This window comes from Klebsiella grimontii (genome assembly GCF_900200035.1).
Lineage (GTDB): Bacteria > Pseudomonadota > Gammaproteobacteria > Enterobacterales > Enterobacteriaceae > Klebsiella > Klebsiella grimontii.
Map to the genome: position 1 here is coordinate 115,760 of NZ_FZTC01000022.1, position 25,063 is coordinate 140,822.

Annotated in this window: 23 protein-coding genes; 8 read left to right on the forward strand and 15 right to left on the reverse strand. The window is 54.6% G+C overall.

Going from position 1 to position 25,063, the window contains the following annotated elements; genetic code table 11:
• Positions 1-70 precede the first annotated feature (70 nt).
• From KOSB73_RS21260 to sanA, 4 genes are all read left to right on the forward strand, one after another.
• Complete coding sequence (locus KOSB73_RS21260) at positions 71-469, forward strand: CidA/LrgA family protein (RefSeq protein WP_004122849.1); 399 nt, start codon at positions 71-73, stop codon at positions 467-469.
• The gene (locus KOSB73_RS21265) at positions 466-1,161 is read left to right on the forward strand and encodes a CidB/LrgB family autolysis modulator (RefSeq protein WP_098140962.1); all 696 of its coding nucleotides are present in this window, start codon (positions 466-468) and stop codon (positions 1,159-1,161) included. The genes KOSB73_RS21260 and KOSB73_RS21265 overlap by 4 nt, the downstream gene beginning before the upstream one ends.
• A 127-nt stretch (positions 1,162-1,288) precedes the next feature.
• Positions 1,289-2,173, forward strand: a complete 885-nt coding sequence (gene cdd, locus KOSB73_RS21270; protein ID WP_098140964.1) for a cytidine deaminase — start codon at positions 1,289-1,291, stop codon at positions 2,171-2,173.
• A gap of 124 nt (positions 2,174-2,297) precedes the next feature.
• A complete protein-coding gene (gene sanA / locus KOSB73_RS21275; RefSeq protein WP_004122854.1) occupies positions 2,298-3,014 on the forward strand; it encodes an outer membrane permeability protein SanA in 717 nt (238 codons plus the stop codon).
• An 82-nt stretch (positions 3,015-3,096) separates the two neighbouring features.
• Here the strand turns inward: sanA and KOSB73_RS21280 are convergent, their stop codons facing one another.
• The 9 genes from KOSB73_RS21280 to folE all read right to left on the reverse strand — a co-directional run bounded on the left by KOSB73_RS21280 (position 3,097) and on the right by folE (position 12,042).
• Positions 3,097-3,756, reverse strand: coding sequence for a DUF799 domain-containing protein (locus KOSB73_RS21280; RefSeq protein ID WP_024359207.1), 660 nt, complete (start codon positions 3,754-3,756; stop codon positions 3,097-3,099).
• Complete coding sequence (locus KOSB73_RS21285; protein WP_004870406.1) at positions 3,753-4,109, reverse strand: DUF4810 domain-containing protein; 357 nt, start codon at positions 4,107-4,109, stop codon at positions 3,753-3,755. The genes KOSB73_RS21280 and KOSB73_RS21285 overlap by 4 nt, the downstream gene beginning before the upstream one ends.
• A gap of 72 nt (positions 4,110-4,181) precedes the next feature.
• Complete coding sequence (locus tag KOSB73_RS21290; RefSeq protein ID WP_024359208.1) at positions 4,182-4,853, reverse strand: CsgG/HfaB family protein; 672 nt, start codon at positions 4,851-4,853, stop codon at positions 4,182-4,184.
• A gap of 217 nt (positions 4,854-5,070) precedes the next feature.
• Complete coding sequence (gene mglC / locus KOSB73_RS21295) at positions 5,071-6,081, reverse strand: galactose/methyl galactoside ABC transporter permease MglC (protein ID WP_004122861.1); 1,011 nt, start codon at positions 6,079-6,081, stop codon at positions 5,071-5,073.
• 15 nt (positions 6,082-6,096) lie between these two features.
• Complete coding sequence (mglA, locus tag KOSB73_RS21300; protein WP_004870402.1) at positions 6,097-7,617, reverse strand: galactose/methyl galactoside ABC transporter ATP-binding protein MglA; 1,521 nt, start codon at positions 7,615-7,617, stop codon at positions 6,097-6,099.
• A gap of 118 nt (positions 7,618-7,735) precedes the next feature.
• A complete protein-coding gene (gene mglB / locus KOSB73_RS21305; RefSeq protein ID WP_004852665.1) occupies positions 7,736-8,734 on the reverse strand; it encodes a galactose/glucose ABC transporter substrate-binding protein MglB in 999 nt (332 codons plus the stop codon).
• Positions 8,735-9,022: 288 nt separating this feature from the next.
• Positions 9,023-10,045, reverse strand: a complete 1,023-nt coding sequence (gene galS, locus KOSB73_RS21310; RefSeq protein ID WP_004870397.1) for an HTH-type transcriptional regulator GalS — start codon at positions 10,043-10,045, stop codon at positions 9,023-9,025.
• A gap of 155 nt (positions 10,046-10,200) precedes the next feature.
• A complete protein-coding gene (gene yeiB, locus KOSB73_RS21320; RefSeq protein ID WP_098140966.1) occupies positions 10,201-11,358 on the reverse strand; it encodes a DUF418 domain-containing protein YeiB in 1,158 nt (385 codons plus the stop codon).
• A gap of 15 nt (positions 11,359-11,373) precedes the next feature.
• Positions 11,374-12,042, reverse strand: a complete 669-nt coding sequence (gene folE / locus KOSB73_RS21325; RefSeq protein WP_004103895.1) for a GTP cyclohydrolase I FolE — start codon at positions 12,040-12,042, stop codon at positions 11,374-11,376.
• A gap of 367 nt (positions 12,043-12,409) precedes the next feature.
• Between folE and fghA the strand changes: the two genes are divergently transcribed.
• Entirely contained in the window at positions 12,410-13,246 is an 837-nt protein-coding gene (fghA, locus tag KOSB73_RS21335) for an S-formylglutathione hydrolase (protein WP_098140968.1), read from the forward strand.
• A 236-nt stretch (positions 13,247-13,482) separates the two neighbouring features.
• Here fghA and cirA read toward each other — a convergent pair whose 3' ends face one another.
• The 3 genes from cirA to yieE form a co-directional block, all read right to left on the reverse strand.
• Entirely contained in the window at positions 13,483-15,456 is a 1,974-nt protein-coding gene (cirA, locus tag KOSB73_RS21340) for a catecholate siderophore receptor CirA (RefSeq protein WP_004870389.1), read from the reverse strand.
• Positions 15,457-15,759: 303 nt separating this feature from the next.
• Positions 15,760-17,229, reverse strand: coding sequence for an amino acid permease (locus KOSB73_RS21345; RefSeq protein WP_004870384.1), 1,470 nt, complete (start codon positions 17,227-17,229; stop codon positions 15,760-15,762).
• Between the two features lie 158 nt (positions 17,230-17,387).
• The gene (gene yieE, locus KOSB73_RS21350; RefSeq protein WP_004122885.1) at positions 17,388-18,254 is read right to left on the reverse strand and encodes a DNA-binding transcriptional regulator YeiE; all 867 of its coding nucleotides are present in this window, start codon (positions 18,252-18,254) and stop codon (positions 17,388-17,390) included.
• Between the two features lie 173 nt (positions 18,255-18,427).
• On the opposite strand from yieE, the gene KOSB73_RS21355 reads away from it, so the two are divergent.
• From KOSB73_RS21355 to KOSB73_RS21365, 3 genes are all read left to right on the forward strand, one after another.
• Positions 18,428-19,477, forward strand: a complete 1,050-nt coding sequence (locus tag KOSB73_RS21355; RefSeq protein ID WP_024359211.1) for a YeiH family protein — start codon at positions 18,428-18,430, stop codon at positions 19,475-19,477.
• Between the two features lie 95 nt (positions 19,478-19,572).
• Positions 19,573-20,430, forward strand: coding sequence for a deoxyribonuclease IV (gene nfo, locus KOSB73_RS21360; protein WP_004870380.1), 858 nt, complete (start codon positions 19,573-19,575; stop codon positions 20,428-20,430).
• A 1-nt stretch (position 20,431) separates the two neighbouring features.
• The gene (locus KOSB73_RS21365; protein ID WP_004870378.1) at positions 20,432-21,520 is read left to right on the forward strand and encodes a sugar kinase; all 1,089 of its coding nucleotides are present in this window, start codon (positions 20,432-20,434) and stop codon (positions 21,518-21,520) included.
• A gap of 32 nt (positions 21,521-21,552) precedes the next feature.
• On the opposite strand, the gene KOSB73_RS21370 is transcribed toward KOSB73_RS21365, so the two are convergent.
• The 3 genes from KOSB73_RS21370 to KOSB73_RS21380 all read right to left on the reverse strand — a co-directional run bounded on the left by KOSB73_RS21370 (position 21,553) and on the right by KOSB73_RS21380 (position 24,762).
• Positions 21,553-22,803: a NupC/NupG family nucleoside CNT transporter gene (locus KOSB73_RS21370; RefSeq protein ID WP_024359212.1), complete on the reverse strand. Its 1,251-nt coding sequence runs from the start codon at positions 22,801-22,803 to the stop codon at positions 21,553-21,555.
• 95 nt (positions 22,804-22,898) lie between these two features.
• Complete coding sequence (locus KOSB73_RS21375; RefSeq protein WP_004870373.1) at positions 22,899-23,834, reverse strand: pseudouridine-5'-phosphate glycosidase; 936 nt, start codon at positions 23,832-23,834, stop codon at positions 22,899-22,901.
• Positions 23,827-24,762 (reverse strand): pseudouridine kinase, encoded by a 936-nt coding sequence (locus KOSB73_RS21380; RefSeq protein ID WP_024359213.1) that lies wholly within the window; start codon positions 24,760-24,762, stop codon positions 23,827-23,829. Before KOSB73_RS21380 ends, KOSB73_RS21375 begins: the two co-directional genes overlap by 8 nt.
• Between the last annotated feature and the right edge of the window lie 301 nt (positions 24,763-25,063).

Sequence of the window (25,063 nt, forward strand, 5' to 3'; positions counted from 1 at the left end):
CATGATGTGATCGGTAGCACATTTTTGGCTTTAATTGTATGATGAATGCGGTTCATCAAGGGTTATTACCATGAGTAAATCACTGATTATTGTCTGGCAGTATCTGCGCGCTTTCGTGCTCATCTACGCCTGCTTGTATGCGGGCATTTTTCTCTCTTCGCTCCTGCCGATCGCCATTCCCGGCAGCATTATTGGCATGCTGATTCTGTTTTTTCTGCTGGCGCTGCAGATCATGCCGCCACAGTGGGTTAACCCCGGCTGCAACATCCTGATTCGCTATATGGCGCTGCTGTTTGTGCCTATCGGCGTCGGCGTCATGCAGTACTGGGATTTACTGCGCGCGCAGTTTGGTCCGGTGGTGGTGTCCTGCGCGATAAGCACGCTGGTGGTCTTTTTAGTGGTCAGCTGGAGTTCACACCTGGTTCACGGTGAGCGCAAAGTGGTTGGACAAAAAGGAAGTGAAGAATGATCCATGAAATCTGGTGGTCGCTGCCGCTCACTCTTGTCGTCTTTTTCCTTGCCCGCAGGCTGGCGGCGCGGTTTAAATTTCCGCTGCTTAACCCGCTGCTGGTGGCGATGGTGGTGCTCATTCCTTTTCTGCTGATAACCGGCATCTCCTACGAGCGCTATTTCCTCGGCAGCAAAATTCTTAACGATCTGCTGCAGCCGGCGGTGGTGGCGTTGGCCTTTCCTTTGTATGAGCAGCTGCACCAAATCCGCGCCCGCTGGAAGTCAATCATCACCATCTGCTTTATCGGCAGCGTAGTGGCGATGGTCACCGGCACCACCGTTGCCCTGTTGATGGGCGCAACCCCGCAGATTGCCGCCTCTATTTTGCCGAAATCGGTGACGACGCCGATTGCCATGGCGGTGAGCAGCAGCATTGGCGGGATTCCGGCGATCAGCGCGGTGTGCGTGATTTTCGTCGGCATTCTCGGCGCGGTCTTTGGTCACACCCTGCTGAACGTGATGCGCATCCGCACCAAGGCCTCGCGCGGCCTGTCGATGGGGACCGCATCCCACGCCCTGGGGACCGCCCGTTGCGCTGAGCTCGACTATCAGGAAGGGGCGTTCAGCTCGCTGGCGCTGGTGCTTTGCGGGATAATTTCCTCGCTGGTCGCGCCGTTCTTATTTCCGCTTATTTTAGCGGTGGTTGGATAAATGTGATTTGAATCACATTTTTAAATGCAACACGAATTAGTTGCAGTAACAATGAGATGTTTATCACATATACAGGCTGTCGCCCCCCGTACACTAGATTTCCATTACATTGTTATGAGGCAACGCCATGCACCCACGTTTTCAAGCTGTTCTTCCCCAACTGGCGGCGGACCTGCAAGCGGCCATCGCCCCGATGCTGACCGATCGGCATTTCCCGGCCCTGCTGAATGCAGACCAGGTTGCGGCGCTGCAAAGCGCAACGGGACTGGATGAAGACGCGCTGGCCTTTGCTTTGCTGCCGCTGGCGGCGGCCTGCGCGCGGGCCGATCTTTCCCATTTTAACGTCGGCGCGATTGCCCGCGGCATCAGCGGTACCTGGTACTTCGGCGGCAATATGGAATTTCTCGGCGCCACTATGCAGCAAACCGTGCACGCCGAACAAAGCGCCATCAGCCATGCCTGGCTGCGCGGCGAAAAATCCCTGCGGGCGATTACCGTTAACTATACTCCCTGCGGCCACTGCCGACAGTTTATGAACGAGCTGAACAGCGGCCTGGCGCTGCGCATCCACCTCCCCGGTCGCGAGGCGCATTCGCTGCAGCACTATTTGCCGGACGCTTTCGGCCCGAAAGATCTGGACATTAAAACCCTGCTGATGGACGAGCAGGACCACGGCTTCCCGCTCAGCGGCGACGCGCTGGCTCAGGCGGCGATTCAGGCGGCCAACCGTTGCCATACGCCTTACAGCAATTCGCCCTCCGGCGTAGCGCTGGAGCTGAAAGACGGCACCCTTTTCACCGGCAGCTATGCCGAGAACGCCGCCTTTAACCCGACGCTGCCTCCGCTGCAGGGCGCACTGAATCTGCTGAGCCTCAACGGATACGATTACCCGGATATCCAGCGCGCAATTCTGGCCGAAAAGGCCGATGCGGCGCTTAACCAGTGGGACGCCACCGCGGCGACGCTGAAGGCGCTGGGCTGCCATAATATCGATCGCGTACTGTTAGGTTAGTCACATTCTGCGGGCCAAACGGCCCGCACTGTTGAAAATCCCCGCAATTAAACGACGGTTTCTTGCGCTTGCCCGACGGGTAAAGTAGCCTGAAGCTTCCCTCATCCACTATTGAGCCAGGTTCATGTTAAAGCGTGTGTTATACAGCCTGTTAGTCCTGTTCGGCTTGCTGCTGTTAACCGTGCTGGGTCTTGACCGCTGGATGAGCTGGAAAACCTCTCCCTATATTTACGACGAGCTGCAGGACCTGCCCTATCGCCAGGTCGGCGTCGTGCTCGGTACCGCTAAGTACTACCGTACCGGGGTTATCAACCAATATTATCGTTACCGGATTCAGGGCGCGCTGAACGCCTACAACAGCGGCAAGGTGAACTATCTGCTGCTCAGCGGCGATAACGCGCTGCAAAGCTATAACGAGCCGATGACCATGCGCCGCGATTTGATTAAAGCCGGCGTCGATCCGGCGGATATCGTGCTGGACTATGCGGGTTTTCGTACGCTCGATTCGATTGTTCGCACCCGTAAGGTCTTCGATACGAACGACTTTATTATCATTACCCAACGCTTCCACTGCGAGCGGGCGCTGTTTATTGCCCTGCATATGGGGATTCAGGCGCAGTGCTACGCGGTACCATCGCCAAAGGATATGTGGAGCGTTCGCCTGCGCGAGTTCGGCGCCCGCTTCGGCGCGCTGGCGGATCTCTATATTTTTAAACGCGAGCCGCGCTTTTTAGGCCCGCTGATCCCCATCCCCGCGCAGCAGGAAGTTCCCGACGGCGCGCAGTCCTATCCGGCGGTCACGCCCCAGCAGCTGCTGGAGCTGCAGAAAAAAGAGAAGTAGCCTCGTTATCTGGCAAAGAGGGGTTCATGATAAGCAATAGATGGCCGATGCAAAGGCGCGCATCGGCCATCTATTGAGGACGCTATTGCAAATCTTTACCGTATTTAGGAGAGCGAGGGCCGTACAGCATCCCTGCTGGCGCGGCAGGCGTGAGCAGTCGCGCATCGGCAATACCCGCGACCTTATAGCTTCTGTCGGTCATGGTGTTGACTATCTGGTCAACGGCCGCCTGGATAAGCATGCCTAAAAGCGAACCGCCGCTACCGTCACTTTCGCTGCTGGAAGCCACCGCGCTGCCTTTCCATAATAGTTTTCCGTTACGAATATCCACCAGCTCACCGGAAACGGCGACGCGGGTATCGCTGTTGATAACCTGATACGATGTCCCATATTCCGTGACCTTAAGATAGAGCACAGCGTCAGCGCCAAAAATTTCTCTTAGCTTTTGATGGCTGACACCGTGCATTTCTTCACCATTCACGACGCCATTTTGTTTAAAGGTGTTATCAACGACGGCAACAGGGAAAACATAATATCCCGCCTCGGCAAGCGGCAGCGTGACCTGCGAAAGGACCCCATAGCCCGCTTTAACGTCCGGTGATTCGTTTTTCGGCAGCAGGACCAGAATACTCTTCGGTTTACTCTGCCTGAATGCCGTGTAGTCATAGGATTTTTTCGGCGCGCAACCGCTCAACAGTAGGGTCAGTAATAAACCCGCGCATATTACATATAACTTTTTCATGCTTTGCCTCCCTGCATTTTCTTCAACAGAAAATCCATAAACTGGCTGGATTCAGGAAACAGCCGTTTCTCCTGTTCAAATTCTGTTTTTGCCAGCTCCGGATGACCGGTATCGATATATAACATCCCAAGATGCGCATGCAGTCCCGGAGGAACAGGAAGCGCCTGCGCCCGCGCTTTTTCAATATCTTTTTTTAATGTTTCGATTTGCTCTTGTGGCCCCATATCCAGCGCGTAATACTCATAAACCACAGGCTGATATTCATTCCAGCTATAGAGGGGTTTGGGGCTTGTCGCACAACCGCTTATCACCGCCACGGCGAGCAGAATTAAAACAGAACGGATAATATTCATTTTTAACATCCATATTATGATTTAAAGCGACATTTCACCGTACGCACACGGGAAATGTCGAAATCAGAACGATTATTTAGCCGGTGTCCACGCACCGCTTTCGATACCTGCAACCAGATTATTTACGGCTTCGCGGATAGCGAGATCCAACACTTTTCCGTTTAGCGTGGAGTCATAGCTGGCGGTACCGCCGAATCCGATCACTTCGCGGTTAGAAAGCTCAAATTCCCCGGCACCCTGCGACGAAAAAACGACTTCGGATGTCTGGACATTCACGATATTAAGATTGACTTTGGCATAGGCAATTTGGCTCTTCCCTCTTCCCAGGATGCCAAATAATTGATGGTCGCCGACTTCCTTGCGCCCAAATTCGGTCACGTCCCCCGTCACCACGTAGTCAGCGCCCTTCAGCGTCTGGCTGGTCCCTTTTATACTGGCTTCATTCTGCAACTCGGCCATATTACTCCGATCGAGAACATTGAATCGCCCGGTTTGTTGCAAATGTGTTATGAGAATTGTTTTTGACTGATTACCCAAACGATCAACGCCATCAGAGAATACGCCATTCATATAGCTGGAGCGGTTATCAAACTTACCCACTGAAATTGGGCTGCGAGCGCCGTGGTAAGGCGTATTCCAGGTCGTCACCTTAGCGACTTCGAGTGAGCGGGATGATTCTTTTGCACAACCGCTTAATAATACGAGGCTTCCGAAGCCTATCACAGCTATCATTTTCTTTAACATTCGAGGGTTCCTTTCCATTATCAAAACAGCAAATGAGCATAATATCCTTAGTTTGCGGAAAAATACATAAACACATGTTTACATTTTGCCAAAAATAGTAACGTATTCCAGATATGAAAAAACCAACGGCTATTGGCACCGCAATATTAATTTTCGTGATCCCGTCCCGCGCAAATAAAAAAAGCTGCCCGCAGGCAGCTTTTTCCGAGAGAGAAACTTACTTCTTCCGCGCGTACTTCAGCGAATCCAATGCTACAGCGAAGATAATAATCGCCCCTTTGATAATGTACTGCCAGTACGGGTTCACGCCGATATAGGTCAGACCGTAGTTGATGACGGTGAAGATAATCACCCCGGTCACCACGCCGAACACGGTGCCGACCCCGCCGCTGAACGATACGCCGCCGACCACGCAGGCGGCAATCGCATCCAGTTCATACATAAAGCCAAGGTTGTTGGTCGCCGAACCGATGCGTCCGGCTTCCAGCAGGCCGCCGAAGGCGTAGAACACGCCGGAGAGCGCATAAATCATCAGCAGGTTCAGAGCGACGTTGACGCCGGAAACCTTCGCCGCTTCCGGGTTGCCGCCGATAGCAAAAATGTTTTTGCCAAAGCGGGTCTTGTTCCACAGGATCCATACGAAGAACACGGCAATCAGCGCATAGAAGGTGATATACGACAGGCGGAATGAACCCAGCGCCACAAACCCCTGGGCAAACTGCGAGAAGTGGCTATCGAAGCCGGAGATCGGCGACGCGCCCACAAAGTCGTAATACAGGGAGTTGATACCGTAAACGATGATCATCGTGCCGAGGGTGGTGATAAACGGCGTCACGTTCAGGTAAGCAATGATAATGCCGTTGATAAGGCCAATCACCGCGCCGATCGCGCACACCAGCAGGATAACCAGCGGAATCGGCATCGTGGCCATTTCCGGGAAGACCTTATTGGCGTTGTCCACCGCCTGCAGCATGGTGGCGGCGATAACCGCCGCGAGGCCGACCTGACGTCCGGCTGAAAGGTCGGTACCCTGAGTGACAATCAGTCCGGCCACGCCGAGCGCGATAATAATACGCACCGAAGACTGGGTCAGAATATTACTTAAGTTCAGCAAGCTTAAGAAAGTCGGATCCTGGAAAATAATAATAGCCAGTAATACTAAAAGAACCACGTAAATCCCACCTTCTTTCAAATAGGTGAGAAAACTCTTTTTATTTAACGCACTCATGAGGAGCCCCTGATCTTAAAGGTGCAACGACGCAAGACGGAGAATTTCGTTTTGCGTGGTGGTTTTAGTCTCAACAATTCCGGCAACGAGACCATTGCTCATTACCAGAATACGGTCAGTAATACCCAGTAGCTCCGGCATCTCGGAGGAAATAATAATGATCCCTTTGTCTTTTTTTGCCAGCTCGGCGATCAGCTGGTAAATTTCGAACTTCGCCCCAACGTCAATCCCACGCGTGGGTTCATCGAGCATCAGTATTTCCGGCTGGGTTAATAGCCAGCGACCGATAATAACTTTCTGCTGGTTGCCACCGGACAACGAACCAATTTGCGTGTGCTGCCCCGGGGTTTTCACGCGCATCGAATCAATCACCCATTGGGTATCGCTTTTCATGCGTGAATTATCCAGCAATCCGACCTTATTCTTGTATTTTTTAATATTGGAGATCAGCGAGTTAAAACCGATATCCAGGTAGGCATAAATTCCCGTCGAGCGGCGCTCTTCGGTCACCAGCGCAAAGCCGTGGTTGATGGCTTCATTGGCGCTATGGTTGTTAATCTTCTTACCGTGCAGCCTGATCGTCCCGCCGGCCTTCTCGCGAATGCCGAATAACGTCTCGACGATATCGGTACGTTTCGCTCCGACCAGCCCGGCAATCCCCAGAATTTCGCCTTTGTGCAGATCGAAAGAGATATCGCGAATCGACGGCTGGCGCAGCGAGGTTAAATTGCGCACCTCAAGAATCACCTCGCCCGGCTTATTTTCCTTGTTCGGGAAGCGCTGATTGAGGGAGCGGCCTACCATCATCGCGATGATCTTATCCATATCCAGCCCTTCCAGCGGCTGGGTGGCGATCCACTGGCCGTCGCGCAGGATAGTAATTTCATCGCACAGCTGGAAGATCTCTTCCATTTTGTGGGAAATATAGACAATGCCGCAGCCGCGCTCTTTCAGCTTGCGGATAATTTTAAACAGATGATTGACCTCTTTTTCAGTTAACGAAGAGGTCGGCTCATCCATAATGACAATTTTGGCGTTATAGGAAAATGCCTTCGCAATTTCAATCATCTGCATTTGCGATACCGATAGCGTACCGACGCGAGCGCGCGGGTCGATATCAATATCCAGCTCATCGAAAATCGCTTTGGTATCACGATACATTTTGTCCTGATCGACAAACACGCCTTTGGTGGGATAACGTCCCAGCCACATGTTATCCATCACCGAACGCTGTAAGACCAGGTTTAATTCCTGATGAACCATTGAAATACCGTTTTCCAGGGCTTCTTTAGCCGAATGGAAATCGATCTCTTGTCCCTGAAAAAGAATACTGCCGGAATCTTTTTGATAGATCCCAAATAGGCATTTTAATAATGTTGATTTGCCCGCGCCGTTCTCCCCCATTAAGGCATGAATAGAGTGGGGACGAACCTTGAGGTTCACATTATCGAGAGCCTTGACGCCAGGAAACGATTTGTTGATGTTGGTCATTTCCAACAAATATTCGCCTGACCGTTCGCTATTATTGCTGACCATAGTTATACCTGGCTGCGTGCGTGCATACCCCTGCCGACGAATTAACGACGAACAGGGACGGGTTCTGTATCAGGAATAATCGGGCGTACAGCGCGCACGCCCGCAGCTTATTAAGCTATTACTTACCGATAAATTCGCTCAGATTGTCTTTATCAACGCCCACGTACGGTACGCGGACAATCTTATTTTCAATTTTCCAGTTAGTGCCGGCAGCCGGTTCTTTCCCATCGGCGAGATTTTTCGCCAGATCGAAGGTGGCTTTCGCCTGGTTGTTGGCATCGTTCAGCACGGTACCCGCCATAGCGCCGGATTTAACCAACGCTAACGCTTCCGGCAACGCATCGACGCCGAACACCGGGATGCTGCTCTTATTGTGGGCCTTCAGCGCTTCTACCGCGCCCATGGCCATCGCATCGTTGTTGGCGATAACGACTTCAATTTTGTTGGCGTTCGGGCCAGACAGCCAGGCATCCATCTTATCTTTCGCCTGTGCGGTGTCCCACATGGCAGTGTCTAAGGCCAGCTGCTGGGTTTTGAAGCCCTTGTCGTTCAGCTCTTTAATCACGTAGGTGGTACGCGCTTCCGCATCCGGATGACCCGGTTCGCCTTTCAGCAGGACAAACTGAATCTGGCCGTCTTTATTCAGATCCCAGTTCGGGTTCGCTTTCCAGTGTTTGGCAATCAGGTCACCCTGAATCACGCCGGACTCTTTTGAATCGGTACCGACATAGTACGCTTTATCGTAGCTATCCAGCGCCTTACGGGATGGCTCTTTGTTAAAGAACACCACCGGCACGTTCTGGCCACGGGCTTTATCGATGACCGTCCCCGCCGCCGCCGGGTCAACCAGGTTAATCGCCAGCGCCTTCACGCCTTTTGCCAACAGGACGTCAATCTGATCGTTCTGCTTGGACTGGTCGTTTTGCGAGTCATTCATGAGCAGCTGAACATCCGGCGCCGATTTGCCGTCTTTCTCAATTGCCTTGCGCACCACCGACATAAAGTTGTCGTCGTATTTATAAATCGTCACGCCGATACGCGTATCTGCTGCGTGCGCCGCGGCGCCGAATAACATGCTGGCCATTACAGCAGACAGGGTTAACACCTTCTTATTCATGGAATCTCCGGTTTTATTATGCAGGGTCTTTGGTGTGAAAATGGCTGGCGAGCGTTACATTAATGTTACTGCACAGCGACATTCACGACTGTAATTCTGTCTTCCGTGTAGGGTAACGCTCCTGAAAAACGGCTTTATTCATCGTTTAACGCCGATTACTGCTGTAAAAGTGATTAATCACCGTGACATAGTATGTTCAGACTTGTAAACGCAGCAATCATAGTCAGCTTAATGTTAACAAACTGTGAAATCACTCACATATTGAAAGCGGTTACATCAGGCAGATAATTAGTTAGTGATCGGCCCCACAATTTGCCTCTGCGCCACCGAATGTCGGCGCACCAGCGTCGGCATAAAACAGTGGCTGGCCTCACGATCCAGCTTCCCCGCCGCCCCCTGTAGCGCCAGCTCGGTCGCCAGTTTCGCCATCGACATAATCGGGTAGCGCACCGTCGTCAGCTGCGGATCGGTGTAACGGGAAATGGGGATATCATCAAAACCGATCAGCGAAAGATGCTGCGGTACGGCAATGCCGTTATCTTTAAGCGTCGTGAGCGCGCCGGCCGCCATGCTGTCGTTATAGGCGAAGACCGCGGTCAGACCGAGGTTGCGCCCCAGCAGTTCGACCATCGCCGCCTCGCCGCCCTGCATATCAGGCGACCCGGAACCCACCCAGCTTTCGGGAGCGACAATGCCGTGCTCATGTAACGCTCTGAACCACCCTTCCCGCCGTAAATCATCATCTTCGATACCGTGATTGGAAGAGAGATAGCCGATGCGCTGGTGGCCATGATTGAGCAGCATGCGGGTCGCCATCAGCGCGCCGCTGACGTTATCCAGCCCAACGCAGCGGTGGGCGTACCCCGGCACGATGCGGTTAATCAGCACCATTCCCGGCATATGCTCCATAAAATCCCCCAGCTCCGCGTCGCTCAGCGCTTTAGAGTGGACGATCAGCGCCGAACAGCGCTGGCGAATCAGCACCTCGATGGCGTTGCGCTCTTTTTCCGCTTCATGATAGCTATTGCCGATAAGCACATATTTATGATGCTGCTGGGCGACGGTATCAACCGCTTTCACCAGCGCGCCAAAAAAGGCGTCCGACACGTCCATCACCACCACGCCGATGGTATCGCTGACCTGCGTCGCCAGCGCCTGCGCGTTGGCGTTCGGCCGATAGCCCAGCAGCGACACCGCCTTCATTACCGCTTCTCGCGTATCCGGGCTCACCAGCGCGCTGTTATTCAGCACGCGCGAAACCGTCGCGACGGAAACACCCGCCTGGCGGGCGACATCACGAATGGTGATCATACTCACCGACCTGTAGAGCATTGCAGTACGTCACACTCACCTCCTGTGTTCAGCAAGGAGGCTATTCTGGCAGCGACGTGCCGCTCGCTACGTGAGTGAGGTCACAGGGATGGAAACGGTTACATCCATTTTGTTAATGATTGTGATCCAGATCGTTATCTGGATGTATCTTTTAATGATGTCCCCGATGCACGCAGGGTTAATTGACGCCATAGCCACTCAACGGGGCCTTGACGGAAATGACGTAGCCAAAACCACGAGAAGAGGAGATTGACCGCCCATACGGGCGGCACGAAGGCTAACAGCTGTAAGCGGTCATACTTCATAAACAGGCCGAAGCGGTAAAACAGGGTGGTGCAAATCAGGGTCTGCAGCAGATAGTTGGTCAGCGCCATGCGCCCGACGCAGGCAATCGCCCCTACCAGACGAAACTTACACAGCTGCGGCCAGAAGCCCCAGGCCAGCGCCGCGTAGCCGATGGTTTGCAGCGGCGCGCTCAGCTCGCGCGGCGCCTGTAGCAAAAATGCGCACCAGCGATAGTCCCAGCCGAGATGCCACTGGGCGATGATAGAGGGCAAATTGACCGCCATTCCGGCGGCAATCAGCAGCCCGCCGGTACGCCGGTAGTGGCGAAGGCTGAACTGCCCTTTGAGCCAGCCGCTGCGCATCAGCGCGGCGCCCATCAGCATCATACCGGCCAGCTGCCAGCCGTACTGCGCGCCCAGCGCCAGCAGATTATCCGACAACATATCTGCGCGATTGCTTACCGCCTCAAGGCCGCCTTTTAGCTTCCAGTACTGCTCGTACTGCAAATTTGCCGCGTCCGGCAGCCACGAACGATTGGGCGCATTGCCGGAAATCAATCCCAGCAATAGCAGGACCGCCACGCCGATGATGTATAGCACCACGCCGGTATTAAACAGCGATTTGACATCGTGGGCGTCGCGCACCATTCGCCAGCCCACCAGCCCTACCAGCGCATAGGCCAGCAGAATATCGCCGTCCCAGAAAAACAGACCGTGAATAAAGCCAAGCAGCGCCAGCAGCGTCAGGCGCGACTGGATCCAGCGCTTGCCGCGCGGCAGCAGCAGCTGAAGTCCGGCGCCAAACAGCAGGGCGAAGAGGGTCAGGAATTTGACCTGCGCCAGCAGATCGAGAATCGCCCAGGTCCAGGCGTCGCTGGCGGAAATGTTCCCGGACCACGCGGGGTTGAGGTAAGCGGCCTTCGGTAAACCGAAGGCGCTGATATTCAGTAGCAGGATACCGAGGATGGCGACGCCGCGGACAAAGTCCAGCGTGACATTTCTCTCCATGTACCCTGCTCCGTTTTAGTTGTGGTGACGTACGGCGCGCAGGAACTCCTGGCGGGTATTCTGGCTGGATTTAAACAGGCCGCCCAACGACGTGGTGGTGGTGGCGCTGGTCGCATCGCGAATGCCGCGCGCTTTCACGCAGTAGTGTACCGCATCGATGGAAACCGCGACGTTGCTGGTTCCCAGCAGCGTTTGCAGCGCGGTGAGGATCTGCTGCGTCAGTCGCTCCTGCACCTGAGGGCGCTGGGAGAAGAACTGCACGATGCGGTTAATTTTCGACAGGCCAATCACCGAATCTTTCGGGATATAGGCCACCGTCGCTTTGCCGTCGATCGTGACGAAATGGTGTTCGCAGGTGCTGGTCAGGGTGATATCGCGCACGGTCACCATTTCATCAACCTGCATCTTATTTTCGATGACGGTGATTTTAGGGAACCGGGCGTAGTCCAGGCCGGAGAAAATCTCATCGACGTACATTTTGGCGATGCGATGCGGAGTCTCCATCAGGCTGTCATCACTTAGATCAAGGTTTAACAGCTGCATAATCTCGGTCATGTGTCCGGCGATCAGACGCTTGCGAGTTTCATTATCAATTTCTTGTACTGGCGGACGCAGCGGCGTCTCCAGCCCACGAGCGACCAGCGCTTCATGAACGAGTATGGCTTCTTTACTCAGTGATGACATTTTTGTTCTCCTGCAGGTGTGGCGCTCTTTGCTCTTCTGAGGGCAAAGTTTGTATTCATTGTGCGTGAGGTGACGCACAGAATCCAGTAGCCGCATCGATAATTGTTGAAATTGGCGTCACCTCTCGTTCCACGCCGCCAGACCAGCGCACTACGATGCGTCACGCAACGCCCTGCTCACCTTGCCGCAACCAACCCAATCGCCGGCCGATAGCGCGATTCCAGCGCTACGACAACGTCAGCATGTTGGTTAAAAGTTGCATTAATGATGCAATACGTTCCGAAAAGGAGGAAGTGAAAGTTACTCACGAGGCCATGAAATATCTGTATTATGGAAAATTACGTCTGAGACACTTAAGGAGCCCTGCATGGAACTGCTCGAAGAGCACCGCTGTTTTGAAGGTCGGCAGCAACGCTGGCGGCACGACTCCGTAACGCTGAACTGCGCAATGACCTTCAGCATCTTTTTACCGCCCGCCAACGCGGACGCGCCGCCGCCGGTTCTCTACTGGCTCTCCGGCCTGACCTGCAATGATGAAAACTTCACTACCAAAGCGGGCGCTCAGCGCGTCGCCGCCGAACTGGGCATTGCGCTGGTGATGCCGGACACCAGCCCGCGCGGTGATAATGTTGCCGACGATAGCGCTTACGATCTGGGTAAAGGCGCGGGCTTTTACCTCAATGCCGCCCAGGCGCCGTGGTCCGCGCATTTCCGCATGTACGATTACCTTCGCGACGAGCTGCCGCAGCTGATTGCCCGCGAGTTTACTCTCAGCAGTCGCTGCGCCATCAGCGGACACTCCATGGGCGGCCACGGCGCGCTGGTGATGGCGCTGAAGAATCCGGGCCGCTTCGTCAGCGTTTCCGCGTTCGCGCCTATCGTTAACCCGACCCAGGTTCCCTGGGGTCAAAAAGCGTTTACCGCCTATCTGGGAGCGGATGAAGCGGCCTGGCAGGCCTGGGACAGCTGCGCGTTAATGCAGGCCAGCAGCGAATCTGACGCGATTCCAACCCTGATTGATCAGGGTGACAGCGATGCATTTCTTGCCGAGCAGCTGCAGCCGGCGGTACTGGCGGAAACCGCGCGTCAGAAAAGCTGGCCGTTAACCCTGCGCATTCAGCCCGGTTACGATCACAGCTACTCCTTTATCGCCTCATTTATTGAGGACCACCTGCGCTTCCACGCCCGGTACCTCTTCACCTGATCATCTCAATGCGTCGTGAAGCCCCTTCCCGGCGCATTGATACGCAAAACACCTCACCAACAAATCGTCATAAAAACTAATACATACAGCGAGATAGTGTATTTCCGTCATCGGGGGGTATGATTTTGGCGGCGCTTGAGGCTTTCGTCTCAGGGCAGGATTGAGTTTTACCGTTGTGCTGAGGCAGAAAGAAGAGGGCTGGCAGGTTTCCCCGCCAGCCCTCTTTTATTGCCCGGTTAGAAGCGGTAATCGACGGCCATAAAGTAGCGGCGACCTTCTTCTGTATAGCTATAGTCGTCGCGGCTTAGATCCTTATCGCCGACGTTAAGCACTCCGGAGCGCAGCTTGACATTTTTGGTGACGTTCCAGGCCGCGCCGATATCAAACATGGTGTAGCCGCCGGGCGTTTTGCCCGTCGCGCTGACCGATCGCTGTTCGCCGGTATAGTTGGCGGTGACGTAGAAGGACCAGTCGTCCAGCGGTTTCCAGTCGAGGGTACCGTTAGCGGTATGGAACGGCAGCGTTTGCAGCGGTTTATCGCCGCCGTTGCTCAGGTCACGGCCATCGTTATAGGTGTAATTAACCGTCAGCTTCCATTCGTCGCCGAACGGCACCTTCAATTCCGTTTCTACCCCTTTGATACGCGCTTTATTGACGTTGAAGTAGCGGAAGATCGGCACGCGTTTCCCGTTCACCGTTTTCCAGCCGACAAAGTTCGGGTAGCCCGGCGCTTCGCTGGCGCTGGAGGTACGCAGGATATCAATCATATCGTCAACGTTGTTCTGGAAGGTGGTGACGCTTCCTTCCACGCCTTCAAGCCAGCCTTCTTCGCCGCGGTAGTAAAGGCCCAGCTCGAAGCTTTCGCTGGTTTCCGGTTTCAGATCCGGGTTACCGATAATGCTGCACGAGCCGCGGCAGGAGTTGGTGGTCCAGTCCGGGTTCAGCTGCAGCAGGGATGGCGCTTTAAATGCCGTCGCCCAGCCGCCCTTCACGGTCACGGTATCGGTGGCGTTATACACCAGATAAGCGCGCGGGCTCCAGTGATCGCCATAGGTCTGGTGATCGTCCATGCGAATGCCGGTGGTCAAGGCCAGAGGTTCGATGATCCGCCATTCATCTTCAAGGAACAGCGCGTACTGGCTGGCGGAGGTGGATTGACTGCCGCTGCTCAGATTGACCGGGTCTTTCAGCTTATCGTGACGCCATTCGCCGCCGAAGGTCAGCAGCTGGTTAATCATTCCCAACGGCAGAACGTATTTGCCGTCCACCGAGTTACTCTCAGAAGTGATGGTCCCGGCCTGACCCGGATTTTTATTATCCACTTTCTCGCCGTAGAATTTCAGCTCGCTATTGCCGACATCCCAGCGGCCGTTGTGGCTCAGGGAGTAGTTCTGGCGCTCGAGGCGGTTGCGATCAAGCGAGTCGGAATCCCGATCCTGGCGATCAAACCCGTAGCCTGCGGTCATGTCCTGATTATCGGTTGGCGTCCAGGCGAATTCGACGTTGCCGTCGCGGCTGGTGAAACCTTCAATACGCGGCGTTTCGCCCGCTGCGTTGCTGGAAGCCTGCTGATCGTCCTTGGCGCGCTTTGCCAGGCTACCGTAGGCCTTCATCCCCAGCACGCCGTCAATCAGCGGGCCGCTGGTAAAGAACTGACCGTTGTACGTATCGCCGCGATCGCGATGTTCCTGAATGGTGGTGTCCGCGCTGAGGGTGCCGGTCCACTGCTGGCCGACTTTTTTGGTGATGATATTCACCACGCCGCCGAGGGCGTCGGAACCATAGAGTGAGGACATCGGCCCGCGCACGACTTCGATACGCTCAATGGCATCAACCGGGATCCAGTTAAGGTCAAAATCGTTGTGGCGAAAAACGGCGTTGCGCGAGTTAACGCGTTTACCGTCAACGAGGATCAGCGTATAGCCGCTGCTGAGGCCGCGAATGCTCACCCCTTTGCGGTTATCCCCTTCGTTGGTGAGCTGCACGCCCGGCACTTCCCGCAGGACATCCTTCAGGTTTTGTACCGGTCTACGCTGCAGATCCTGCTGGGTGATAACGCTAATACTGGCGGGCGCATCTTTGACGCTCTGTTCAGTTGCCGCCGCGGTGACGACCAGCGTTTCTTCGTTAACGTCGGCGAGCGCCGGAAACGCCAGGGATACGACGGACGCGCATAATCCGGCCCGGACAAAAGGGTTTAGCCTGAACATTCCATATCTCCATGAGGTGTACAACAAAACAAACAAAAAAGGTCCTGCTCACAGGTACTGTCGGCATAGCGCTCTAACGGCGTATGCACGCAATTTTTTACAGTAGATGTGGCTGGTCACCCCTTGTCAGTCTGACCCTCTGCAAGATATGGGGATTGGCTTCATCCTGAATTTGATGGAAATGATAAAGATAATGATTACAATTATCAATAAAATTGTGGAGAAATGTGTCAATTTGTAAGGGCTGGGGGCATAAAAAAACCCTCTGCGTGAGAGGGTTTTATCTGACTGCGCCAGCGCGGTTTAGCCTTTAAAGCGCTCCGGGAACTTCATTTCGCTGTAGCGTACAAAACGCGTCCCTTTCGCCAGCTTGTAACCAAACCAGATAACCAGGAATAGCGGAATACCGATATAGGTTGCCGCCACGCCGCCCCAGTCGATGGTATCTTTGAGGAACGCTTCGTAGTTCTGGCCCAGGGTAATGATCAGGCACAGCACGAAAGCGAAGATCGGCCCCAGCGGGAAGAAGCCTGAACGATACGGCAGGTCGTTGAGATCGTTCCCTTGCAGCACGTAGCCGCGACGGAAGCGATAGTGGCTGATGGCAATCCCCAGCCAGGCGATAAAGCCGGTCATGCCGGAGGTGTTCAGCAGCCACAGGTAAACGGTCTGATTACCGAACATCGAGCTCAGGAAGCACAGCCCTGCAATCACCGTGGTGGCATACAGCGCATTCCGCGGCACGCCGCCTTTGGACAGCTTAGAGAAAATACGCGGCGCTTTGCCATCGCAGGCCAGGGTGTAGAGCATGCGGGTGGACGCGTACATCCCGGAGTTACCCGCCGACAGCACCGCGGTCAGGATAACCGCGTTCATAATCGCCGCCGCCGACAGCAGCCCCGCGTGCTGGAAGACCAGCGTGAACGGGCTAACGGAAATATCTTTTACGTCGTTACGCAGCAGGCTCGGATCGGTATACGGAATGATCAGGCTGATAATCAGAATCGCGAACACATAGAACAGCAGGATACGCCAGAACACCTGCCGTACGGCGCGCGGAATATTCTTTTCCGGGTTTTCCGACTCGCCGGCCGCGATGCCGATAAGCTCGGTTCCCTGGAACGAGAAGCCGACAATCATCGCTACGCCAATCATTGCCGCAAAACCGCCGGCAAACGGCGCATCGTCGATAACCCAGTTGCTCCAGCCCGCAGGCTGCGCGCCTTTAAAGATACCGAAGATCATCATCACGCCGACAATAATAAAGATGATGACGGTGGCAACTTTGATCAGCGAGAACCAGTACTCCGCTTCGCCAAAGCCTTTTACCGAGATCCAGTTCAGCAGGAACATGATGCCGAGGAACAGCGCGCTCCAGACCCAACCGGGCGCATCGGGGAACCAGTAGGTCATCACCAGCTGAGCGGCAACGAGGTCAACGGCGATGGTTACCGCCCAGTTGTACCAGTAGTTCCAGCCCAGCGCGAAACCAAAGCCTTCCTCAACGTAATTTTGCCCATAGGTTGCAAAAGAGCCGGATACCGGCATAAACGCCGCCAGCTCGCCGAGGCTGGTCATCAGGAAATAAACCATCAGGCCGATGAGAATATAAGAGAGCAGGGCCCCGCCAGGGCCCGCCTGAGAAATTGTTGCGCCAGAGGCAACAAAAAGACCTGTACCTATGGAACCGCCAATCGCGATCATGGTCAAGTGGCGCGCCTTCAGTTCACGACGTAAACCGGGCGCTTCTGTGGTTTTAGTATCCGAAACCATGTGAAAATGCTATCCATCCAAAAAACGAGGCGAGATTGTACCAGAGTGTCTGTGATCCATCCGATACAATTGCAAAGTTATAAGAGAGCTTCATGATCGAGCATGGATTATTAGTAAAGCATGAAATCCCGGAAACGCCAGCGCGCATTGCGTCGCTTTTACACGTCGCAATAATGCAGAAATCGCTGTAATGCCTTGGAAATATGCTTCTGCCGGTGATGAATGCGCCACAAGGTGCGGGTTAAACGCGGCAGCGGAATCGTCAGCTCTACCAGCGACCCCACTTCAAGCTGCTCCGCCACCACGCGTCGCGACAGGCAGCTAATGCCTAAACCATGGCGCACCGCGTGCTTGATGGCTTCCGAGTTGCCCAGCTCCATCCCCAGATGAAACGCCGGTAAATGTGAGAGTAATAAATAGTCGACGATTTCCCGGGTCCCGGAGCCGTGCTCGCGTAAAATCCACGGCGCTTCCGCCAGCCGTTGCAGCGTCACCTCCCCTTCAAGGAGCGGCGAATCCGGCGCGGCAAAGACAACCAGTTCATCTTCCAGCCAGGGTTCGGCGATAATATCCGCGGCGTGACAGGGGCCTTCAATCAGCCCGATATCCACGCGCAGATCGGCCACCGCATTGATCACGTCCTGGCTATTGCCTACGCTCAGCTCCAGCGGTAAATCCGGCAGATCGCGTCGATAGCGCGCAATGATTTCCGGCAGAATATAGTTACCGATGGTGCTGCTGGCGTAGACGCGGATCGCGCCGTTGTCGCCGCGAAACAGCTGTTCTATCTCCAGCGCCCGCTCCAGCAGCGCCAGCGCCCGCGGATAAAGCAGTCTGCCGTGCTCGTTGACCACCAGCCTTTTCCCTACGCGGTCAAATAGCTGCACGCCCAGCTGCCCTTCGAGATCGGTCAGCGCCGCGCTAACCGCCGATTGGGAAAGCGCCAGCATTTGCGATGCCTGCGTCGTCGAACCGCTTTTTAATACTTCAGCAAACACTTCCAGCTGCCGTAGCGTGATATGCATGATTTTTCCTGCCTTTATAGACGACTCGCGATCCGCGGCGTAAGACTGATGCCCATCGTTGTCAAACCGCGAAACCGCGTATTTACCACTTATTTCGATTAATTATAAATATATAATCAATTTTATATTTAAGCCAGCGGGTCGTATGCTTTTCCCAGACAAAGGAGAAGGTTATGACAGCACTCACTTTACCGACTAAACATCGCCCATTGCGGCACTTTGCACCTGGACTGGCGCTGACCGCCGTGCTCACCGGCGCAGCGCTGTGGGCCGGTAGTTTTCCGGCTATCGCCGGCGCGGGCTTCAGCGCCCTCACGCTGGCCATTTTATTCGGCATGGTTATCGGGAACACGGTTTACCCGAAAATCTGGCAGCCCTGCGACGGCGGCGTGATTTTTGCCAAGCAGCACCTGCTGCGTCTCGGCATCATTTTATACGGCTTTCGCCTGACGTTCGCCCAGATTGCCGACGTCGGCGTAGGCGGTATCGTCATTGACGTGCTGACGCTTTCCAGCACCTTTTTTATCGCCTGCTTTCTTGGGCAAAAGGTTTTCGGCCTGGATAAACATACCAGTTGGCTGATTGGCGCCGGCAGCAGCATCTGCGGCGCGGCAGCGGTACTGGCGACCGAACCGGTCGTCAAAGCGGAAGCCAGCAAAGTGACGGTCGCCGTCGCCACGGTGGTCATTTTCGGCACCATTGCCATCTTCCTGTACCCGGCGATTTACCCCTTCCTGGCGCACTGGTTTACGCCGGAAGCCTACGGCATTTATATGGGGTCGACGATGCATGAGGTTGCTCAGGTTGTCGCGGCAGGCCACGCGGTGGGTCCGGACGCGGAAAACGCGGCGGTGATTGCAAAAATGCTGCGCGTGATGATGCTGGCGCCGTTCCTGCTGTTCCTCGCCGCGCGCGTGAAGCAATTATCCCCGGCCAACGGCGGGGAAAAAAGTAAAATCACCATTCCATGGTTTGCGGTCCTGTTTATTCTGGTGGCGGTGTTTAACTCCTTCCACCTACTGCCGAAAGCGGTTGTCGAAATGCTGGTCACGCTGGATACCGTACTGCTGGCGATGGCGATGGCCGCCCTCGGCCTGACCACCCACGTCAGCGCGCTGAAAAAAGCTGGCGCCAAACCGCTGCTGATGGCGCTGATGCTCTTCGTCTGGCTGATTGTCGGCGGCGGCGCGATTAACCTGGCCATTCATAGCCTGATGGCCTGAAGCCCCTCGCGACTCAGGTTGTATTAAGGATGATGTAACTCTCCGGCTAAGCCGCTATCATTACCCTCCCCCAGCGGCTTATCTGGAGTTTTTTTATGAAATATATTGGAGCGCACGTCAGCGCCTCCGGCGGTGTAGCCAATGCCGCCATTCGCGCAGCCGAAATCGGCGCGACCGCATTTGCCCTCTTTACCAAAAACCAGCGCCAGTGGCGCGCCGCGCCTCTGAGCGACGAAACCATTGCTGAATTTAAAGCCGCCTGCGAAAAGCACCATTTCGGTCCGGGGCAAATTCTGCCGCACGACAGCTATCTGATAAACCTCGGCCATCCGGTTGAGGACGCGCTGGAAAAATCCCGCGATGCGTTTATTGATGAACTTTCCCGCTGCCAGCAGCTCGGCCTGACGCTGCTGAATTTCCATCCGGGTAGCCATCTGCAGCAAATCCCGGAAGACGAATGTCTGGCGCGTATCGCCGAATCGATCAATATCGCGCTGGCAAAAACCGAAGGCGTTACGGCGGTGATTGAAAACACTGCCGGCCAGGGCAGTAACCTGGGCTTTAAGTTTGAGCATCTGGCGGCCATCATCGACGGCGTAGAAGATAAATCACGCGTCGGCGTATGCATTGATACCTGCCATGCCTTCGCCGCAGGCTACGATCTGCGCAGCGCCGAAGAGTGTGAAAAAACCTTCGCTGATTTCGAACGGATTGTCGGTTTTCAGTATCTGCGCGGTATGCACCTGAACGATGCGAAAAGCGCGTTCGCCAGCCGCGTTGACCGTCACCACAGCCTGGGTGAAGGCAATATCGGCCATGACGCTTTCCGCTGGATTATGCAGGACAGCCGCTTTGACGGTATCCCGCTGATTCTGGAAACGATCAATCCTGATATCTGGGCGGAAGAGATCGCCTGGCTGCGGGCTCAGCAAACGGAAGAGGCTAGGGTCTGATATGAACGACAGGGAAAAGCAGATCCTCAAAATTTTGCGGCGCAACCCGCTGATTCAGCAGCATGAGATTGCCGATATTCTGCAGATTAGCCGCTCCCGCGTAGCCGCGCATATTATGGACCTCACGCGTAAGGGGGCCATCAAGGGCAAAGGCTACATCCTTACCGAGCAGGAGTATTGCGTCTCGCTGGGCGCGGTGAATATGGATATCCGCGGAATTGCCGATATCCATTATCCTCAACCGGTGTCAAACCCGGGTAATATCCAGTGCTCCGCGGGCGGCGTGGCGCGAAATATCGCGCATAACCTGGCGCTGCTGGGCCGCGATGTGCATTTGATTTCCGCCGTCGGCAGTGATTTTTACGGCGAAACGCTGCTGGAGCAAACCCGCCAGGCCGGCGTAAACGTACAGAGCTGTATCCGCCTGCACGGCCATAATACCGCCACCTATCTCTCCATCGCCAATCCGCAGGAAGAGACGGTACTGGCGATTAACGATACGCATATTTTACAGTCGCTCACGCCGCAGCTGCTGAATCAGTATCGGGATCTGCTGACGCATGCGGGCGTCGTTCTGGTCGATTGTAATTTAACGGAACAGTCGCTGGAGTGGGTGTTTACCCTGACCAACGCCATTCCGGTGTTTGTTGATACCGTGTCCGAGTTTAAAGCGCACCGCATTCGCCCGTGGCTGGGAAAGATCCACACGCTGAAACCCACGCTGCGCGAACTGCAGATCCTCTGGGGCGAGCCCATTGAAAACGAGGCCGATCGCGATCGGGCGTTAGCATGGCTGCACGAAAGAGGCACCCAGCGGGTGGTGATTTACCTGGAAGATGACACGATTTTCTGTAGCGAAGCCGGTGGTGAACGCTTCCGGATGAGCCTGCCGGGCCATACGACGATAGACAGCTTTGGCGCCGACGATGCGCTGATGGCCGGGCTGCTTTATAGCTATCTCGACGGCAGCGACTTTAAAGAGAGCGCCGCTTTCGCCATGGCCTGCACCGCCATCACCCGCGCCAGCCACAGCATCAACAACCCCTCGTTGTCCGTTGATAACGCGCTCAATTTACTTGCCAACGGATAGCAGCGCACCGCTGACGCGGCGCGCGCATCACGTTATGCCAGCCCAATAAAGAACCCGGCGATGGTGGCGCTCATCAGGTTAGAGAGCGTGGCCGCCGCCAGGGCGCGCAGCCCAAGCTGGGCAATTTCCGGCGCGCGCTGCGGTGAAATAGCCGAAAACGCCCCGACAACCACGCCGATCGAGCCAAAGTTGGCGAAACCGCACAGCGCAAACGAGATAATCGCAACGGTTTTCACGTCCAGGTTCCCGCCGCTTTGCAAGTAGGGCGAGAAGTTGAGATAGGCAACGAATTCGTTGATCGCCAGCTTTTGTCCAATCAGGCTGCCCGCCAGCGTCGCATCGTTCCAGTCAACGCCCATGATCCACGCCAGCGGCGCGAGCAGAAAGCCGAAAATCCCCTCCAGCGTGGCGTGACCGAAGCCAAACCAGCCGCCAATGCCGCCGATAATACCGTTCAGCAGCGCGATAATCGCCACAAACGCCATCACCACGGTTGCCACCCCGGCGGCAATTTTCAGGCCGGTCATCGCCCCTGACGCCGCCGCCTCGATCACGCTTTTCGGCGGCGTCTCGCTGAAAGAGAGATTGTCGAAAGTGACCTGGGATGCTTCAGTTGCCGGGCTTAGCATACGGGCAAACAGAATCCCGCCGGGAATAGCCATAAGCGAAGCGGCCAGCAGATAATCAATCGGCACGCCCATACCGGCATAGCCGATCATCATCGACCCGGCGATCGACGCCATCCCGCTGCAAATCGCGGTAAACAGCTCATTGCGGTTGAGCTTGTTGATAAACGGTTTGACGATCGCCGGGATCTCGTTTTGCCCAAGGAAAATGGTGGTCACGGCGACGAAAGACTCAATCTTGCTGATATTCAGCGCTTTCTGGAAGATCCCGCCGAGGATACGGATCAGCAGCCCCATCACGCCGAGGTAGTAAAGCAGACTGATCAACGCGGTAACAAAAATGATGGCGGGCAAAACGCGGAAGGCGAAGATAAAGCCGGCGCCGTCAAACAGCACATCCATCTTCGGACCGACCAGTGAACCAAAAATAAACGCGCTTCCGGCGTCGCTATAGGACATAACTTTGTGTACCCCAAGCGCGGCCTGCTCGACCAGCCACTTGCCCGGCGGAAAATAGAGCATCACCCCGCCAATCACGATTTGCAGCAGCAGCGCTGCCCCTACCGTTCTGATGCTGATGCGTTTTTTATTAACTGACAGCGCAAAGGCAATGGCCAGCAACACCACCATCCCCAGAAGACTTCTCATGATGTCCATAATGATATCCTTACCTGGTGGAAAACCCGGCGCAGGCCAGGCTTTCGGTATCGTTGATATCGGGGCGGGCAACCGCAAACGGCCCGCGACTGTCGTCAGGCGATCTGCTGATACTCTTTGGCAATCTCGCAGGCCAGAATGGCGTTGTTGAAGACCAGCTGAATGTTGGATTTCAGGCTATCGCCGCCGGTCAGCTCCGCAACGCGCGCCAGCAGGAACGGCGTGCTCGCTTTACCCACTACGCCCTGCTCTTCCGCCTCCTTCACCGCCTGATTGATGGCGGCATTGATTTTCTCTTCCGGCATCGCGAACGCTTCAGGAATAGGATTTGCTACCACCATGCCGCCATTCAGACCCGATTGCCATTTCACCGCCATCGCTTTGGCGATGTCTTTGGCGCTATTGAGGCGAATGCTGACGTCAAACGGGCTGGTTCGGCAGAAGAATGCCGGCAGCGCCGAAGTTTGATAACCAATAAGCGGAACGCCAAACGTTTCTAAATACTCGGTGGTTAAACCGAGATCGAGAATAGATTTCGCACCGGCACAGACCACGGTAACGTTGGTATTAGCGAGCTCCTGTAAATCGGCGGAAATATCAAACGTGTGCTCGGCGCCACGATGTACGCCGCCGATACCGCCGGTCGCAAAGACTTTAATTCCGGCCATCGCCGCAATAATCATGGTAGACGCCACGGTAGTCGCGCCATTTAATCCTGCGGCGACAACAAAGGGTAAATCACGACGACTGACTTTGGCGACGTTATGTCCTTCGCGGCCCAAAAGTTCAATTTCTTCGCGGCTTAAGCCCACTTTCATTACGCCATGAATAATCGCAATGGTTGCCGGCACCGCTCCCTGGCGACGAATAGTTTCTTCTACTTCCAGCGCCGTTTGCGCATTTTCCGGAAACGGCATGCCGTGAGAAATAATGGTCGATTCCAACGCCACTATCGGCTGATTGTTTTTTAATGCCTGCTGAACTTCCGCAGAAACCTGTAATAATTCAGAGGAAATATTTAATTCAGACATATTCTTTCTCCACTACCTTTTTTACGTTGGCGTAAGATAATTCAGGGTTATTGGTGAATTCCGATGAAAGCGCCAGAGAAGAGCATCCCTGAGCAAACTTCACCGCTTGCGAAAATGAGCAACCGTCGAGCCAGCAGCAGGCAAGACCGGCCATCATCGCGTCACCGGCGCCGGTGACATTGACAACCTGGGTTTTCAGCGGCGCGGACCAGCCGCGTTCCCCATCTCTCTCGCTGTAGTAAACGCCATCGCCGCCCATGCTCAGCACCAGGCGTTTCAGGCCATGATGGTGAAACCAGTCGGCTACGCGAGCCACATCGTCAGTGCCGGACAGCGCGATGCCGCTCAGCGTTTCTGCCTCAATCCGGTTCGGTTTCAGGGTGTGAATACGCCCCAGGTGCTGGCTGATTTTCACGCATTTCCAGGCTGAAACCGGGTCAACAAAAATGGGCGTTGAGCCGCTATTTTCCATCAACCAGGCCAGCGCCGACTCGCTAATATTACAGTCAACGACAATCACCGCGGCACCGCAGATAAAATCTTGATGCTGCCTTAAAAAGGCCGGCGTAATATGCTCAGTGATGCTCATATCATTAATCGCCACCAGCATTTCACCGGTATTATCAAGCAGCGACAAATAGCTTGATGTGCCTTCACCCGGGATTATCTGACATTTATCGACGTGAACCCCGGACTGGGCCGTTTGTTTTAATAATGAATGACCATAAAAATCGTCACCAACAACGGATAATAGCCACGCCGTTTTATTCAACAAGGCAATATTTTGCGCAATGTTGCGCCCCACGCCGCCGGGAGTATATTTTATTTTCCCAGGATTAGAATCAGCGTAGTTTAGCGACACATTGGAATAGCCAGCCACATCCATGTTTGCCGATCCAATAATCACAACGTAATCATTTTCAGGCATAAAAATACCCTCCAGCATAAAAAACGCTATGGCAGTAGAATTATTTAATATCAGGAAATAAACACCTCACGATTCACAGCACTTCATTTAAACACATGTTTGAATGTGAACATGTGTTTATGGTAAGCGGAATAATTTTAAAGTAAAGAGAAGCAAAATAGGATTTTCATATGAACATGAACACAATCACAAAATTTGGCCAGTATGGTTTTTAAACAGTTTAAAAATGCGAAGGAGAGCACATACGGTGGGATGGGAGGAGGAAGAATGCGGCATAAAAAAAAGGGCAGAGAAGACTCTG

Excerpts from the sequence above, each read along its gene's own strand:
- KOSB73_RS21260 (WP_004122849.1), top strand. The coding sequence starts at position 71 with ATGAGTAAATCACTGATTATTGTCTGGCAGTATCTGCGCGCTTTCGTG.
- KOSB73_RS21265 (WP_098140962.1), top strand. The coding sequence starts at position 466 with ATGATCCATGAAATCTGGTGGTCGCTGCCGCTCACTCTTGTCGTCTTT.
- cdd (WP_098140964.1), top strand. The coding sequence starts at position 1,289 with ATGCACCCACGTTTTCAAGCTGTTCTTCCCCAACTGGCGGCGGACCTG.
- sanA (WP_004122854.1), top strand. The coding sequence starts at position 2,298 with ATGTTAAAGCGTGTGTTATACAGCCTGTTAGTCCTGTTCGGCTTGCTG.
- KOSB73_RS21280 (WP_024359207.1), bottom strand. The coding sequence starts at position 3,756 with ATGAAAAAGTTATATGTAATATGCGCGGGTTTATTACTGACCCTACTG.
- KOSB73_RS21285 (WP_004870406.1), bottom strand. The coding sequence starts at position 4,109 with ATGAATATTATCCGTTCTGTTTTAATTCTGCTCGCCGTGGCGGTGATA.
- KOSB73_RS21290 (WP_024359208.1), bottom strand. The coding sequence starts at position 4,853 with ATGTTAAAGAAAATGATAGCTGTGATAGGCTTCGGAAGCCTCGTATTA.
- mglC (WP_004122861.1), bottom strand. The coding sequence starts at position 6,081 with ATGAGTGCGTTAAATAAAAAGAGTTTTCTCACCTATTTGAAAGAAGGT.
- mglA (WP_004870402.1), bottom strand. The coding sequence starts at position 7,617 with ATGGTCAGCAATAATAGCGAACGGTCAGGCGAATATTTGTTGGAAATG.
- mglB (WP_004852665.1), bottom strand. The coding sequence starts at position 8,734 with ATGAATAAGAAGGTGTTAACCCTGTCTGCTGTAATGGCCAGCATGTTA.
- galS (WP_004870397.1), bottom strand. The coding sequence starts at position 10,045 with ATGATCACCATTCGTGATGTCGCCCGCCAGGCGGGTGTTTCCGTCGCG.
- yeiB (WP_098140966.1), bottom strand. The coding sequence starts at position 11,358 with ATGGAGAGAAATGTCACGCTGGACTTTGTCCGCGGCGTCGCCATCCTC.
- folE (WP_004103895.1), bottom strand. The coding sequence starts at position 12,042 with ATGTCATCACTGAGTAAAGAAGCCATACTCGTTCATGAAGCGCTGGTC.
- fghA (WP_098140968.1), top strand. The coding sequence starts at position 12,410 with ATGGAACTGCTCGAAGAGCACCGCTGTTTTGAAGGTCGGCAGCAACGC.
- cirA (WP_004870389.1), bottom strand. The coding sequence starts at position 15,456 with ATGTTCAGGCTAAACCCTTTTGTCCGGGCCGGATTATGCGCGTCCGTC.
- KOSB73_RS21345 (WP_004870384.1), bottom strand. The coding sequence starts at position 17,229 with ATGGTTTCGGATACTAAAACCACAGAAGCGCCCGGTTTACGTCGTGAA.
- yieE (WP_004122885.1), bottom strand. The coding sequence starts at position 18,254 with ATGCATATCACGCTACGGCAGCTGGAAGTGTTTGCTGAAGTATTAAAA.
- KOSB73_RS21355 (WP_024359211.1), top strand. The coding sequence starts at position 18,428 with ATGACAGCACTCACTTTACCGACTAAACATCGCCCATTGCGGCACTTT.
- nfo (WP_004870380.1), top strand. The coding sequence starts at position 19,573 with ATGAAATATATTGGAGCGCACGTCAGCGCCTCCGGCGGTGTAGCCAAT.
- KOSB73_RS21365 (WP_004870378.1), top strand. The coding sequence starts at position 20,432 with ATGAACGACAGGGAAAAGCAGATCCTCAAAATTTTGCGGCGCAACCCG.
- KOSB73_RS21370 (WP_024359212.1), bottom strand. The coding sequence starts at position 22,803 with ATGGACATCATGAGAAGTCTTCTGGGGATGGTGGTGTTGCTGGCCATT.
- KOSB73_RS21375 (WP_004870373.1), bottom strand. The coding sequence starts at position 23,834 with ATGTCTGAATTAAATATTTCCTCTGAATTATTACAGGTTTCTGCGGAA.
- KOSB73_RS21380 (WP_024359213.1), bottom strand. The coding sequence starts at position 24,762 with ATGCCTGAAAATGATTACGTTGTGATTATTGGATCGGCAAACATGGAT.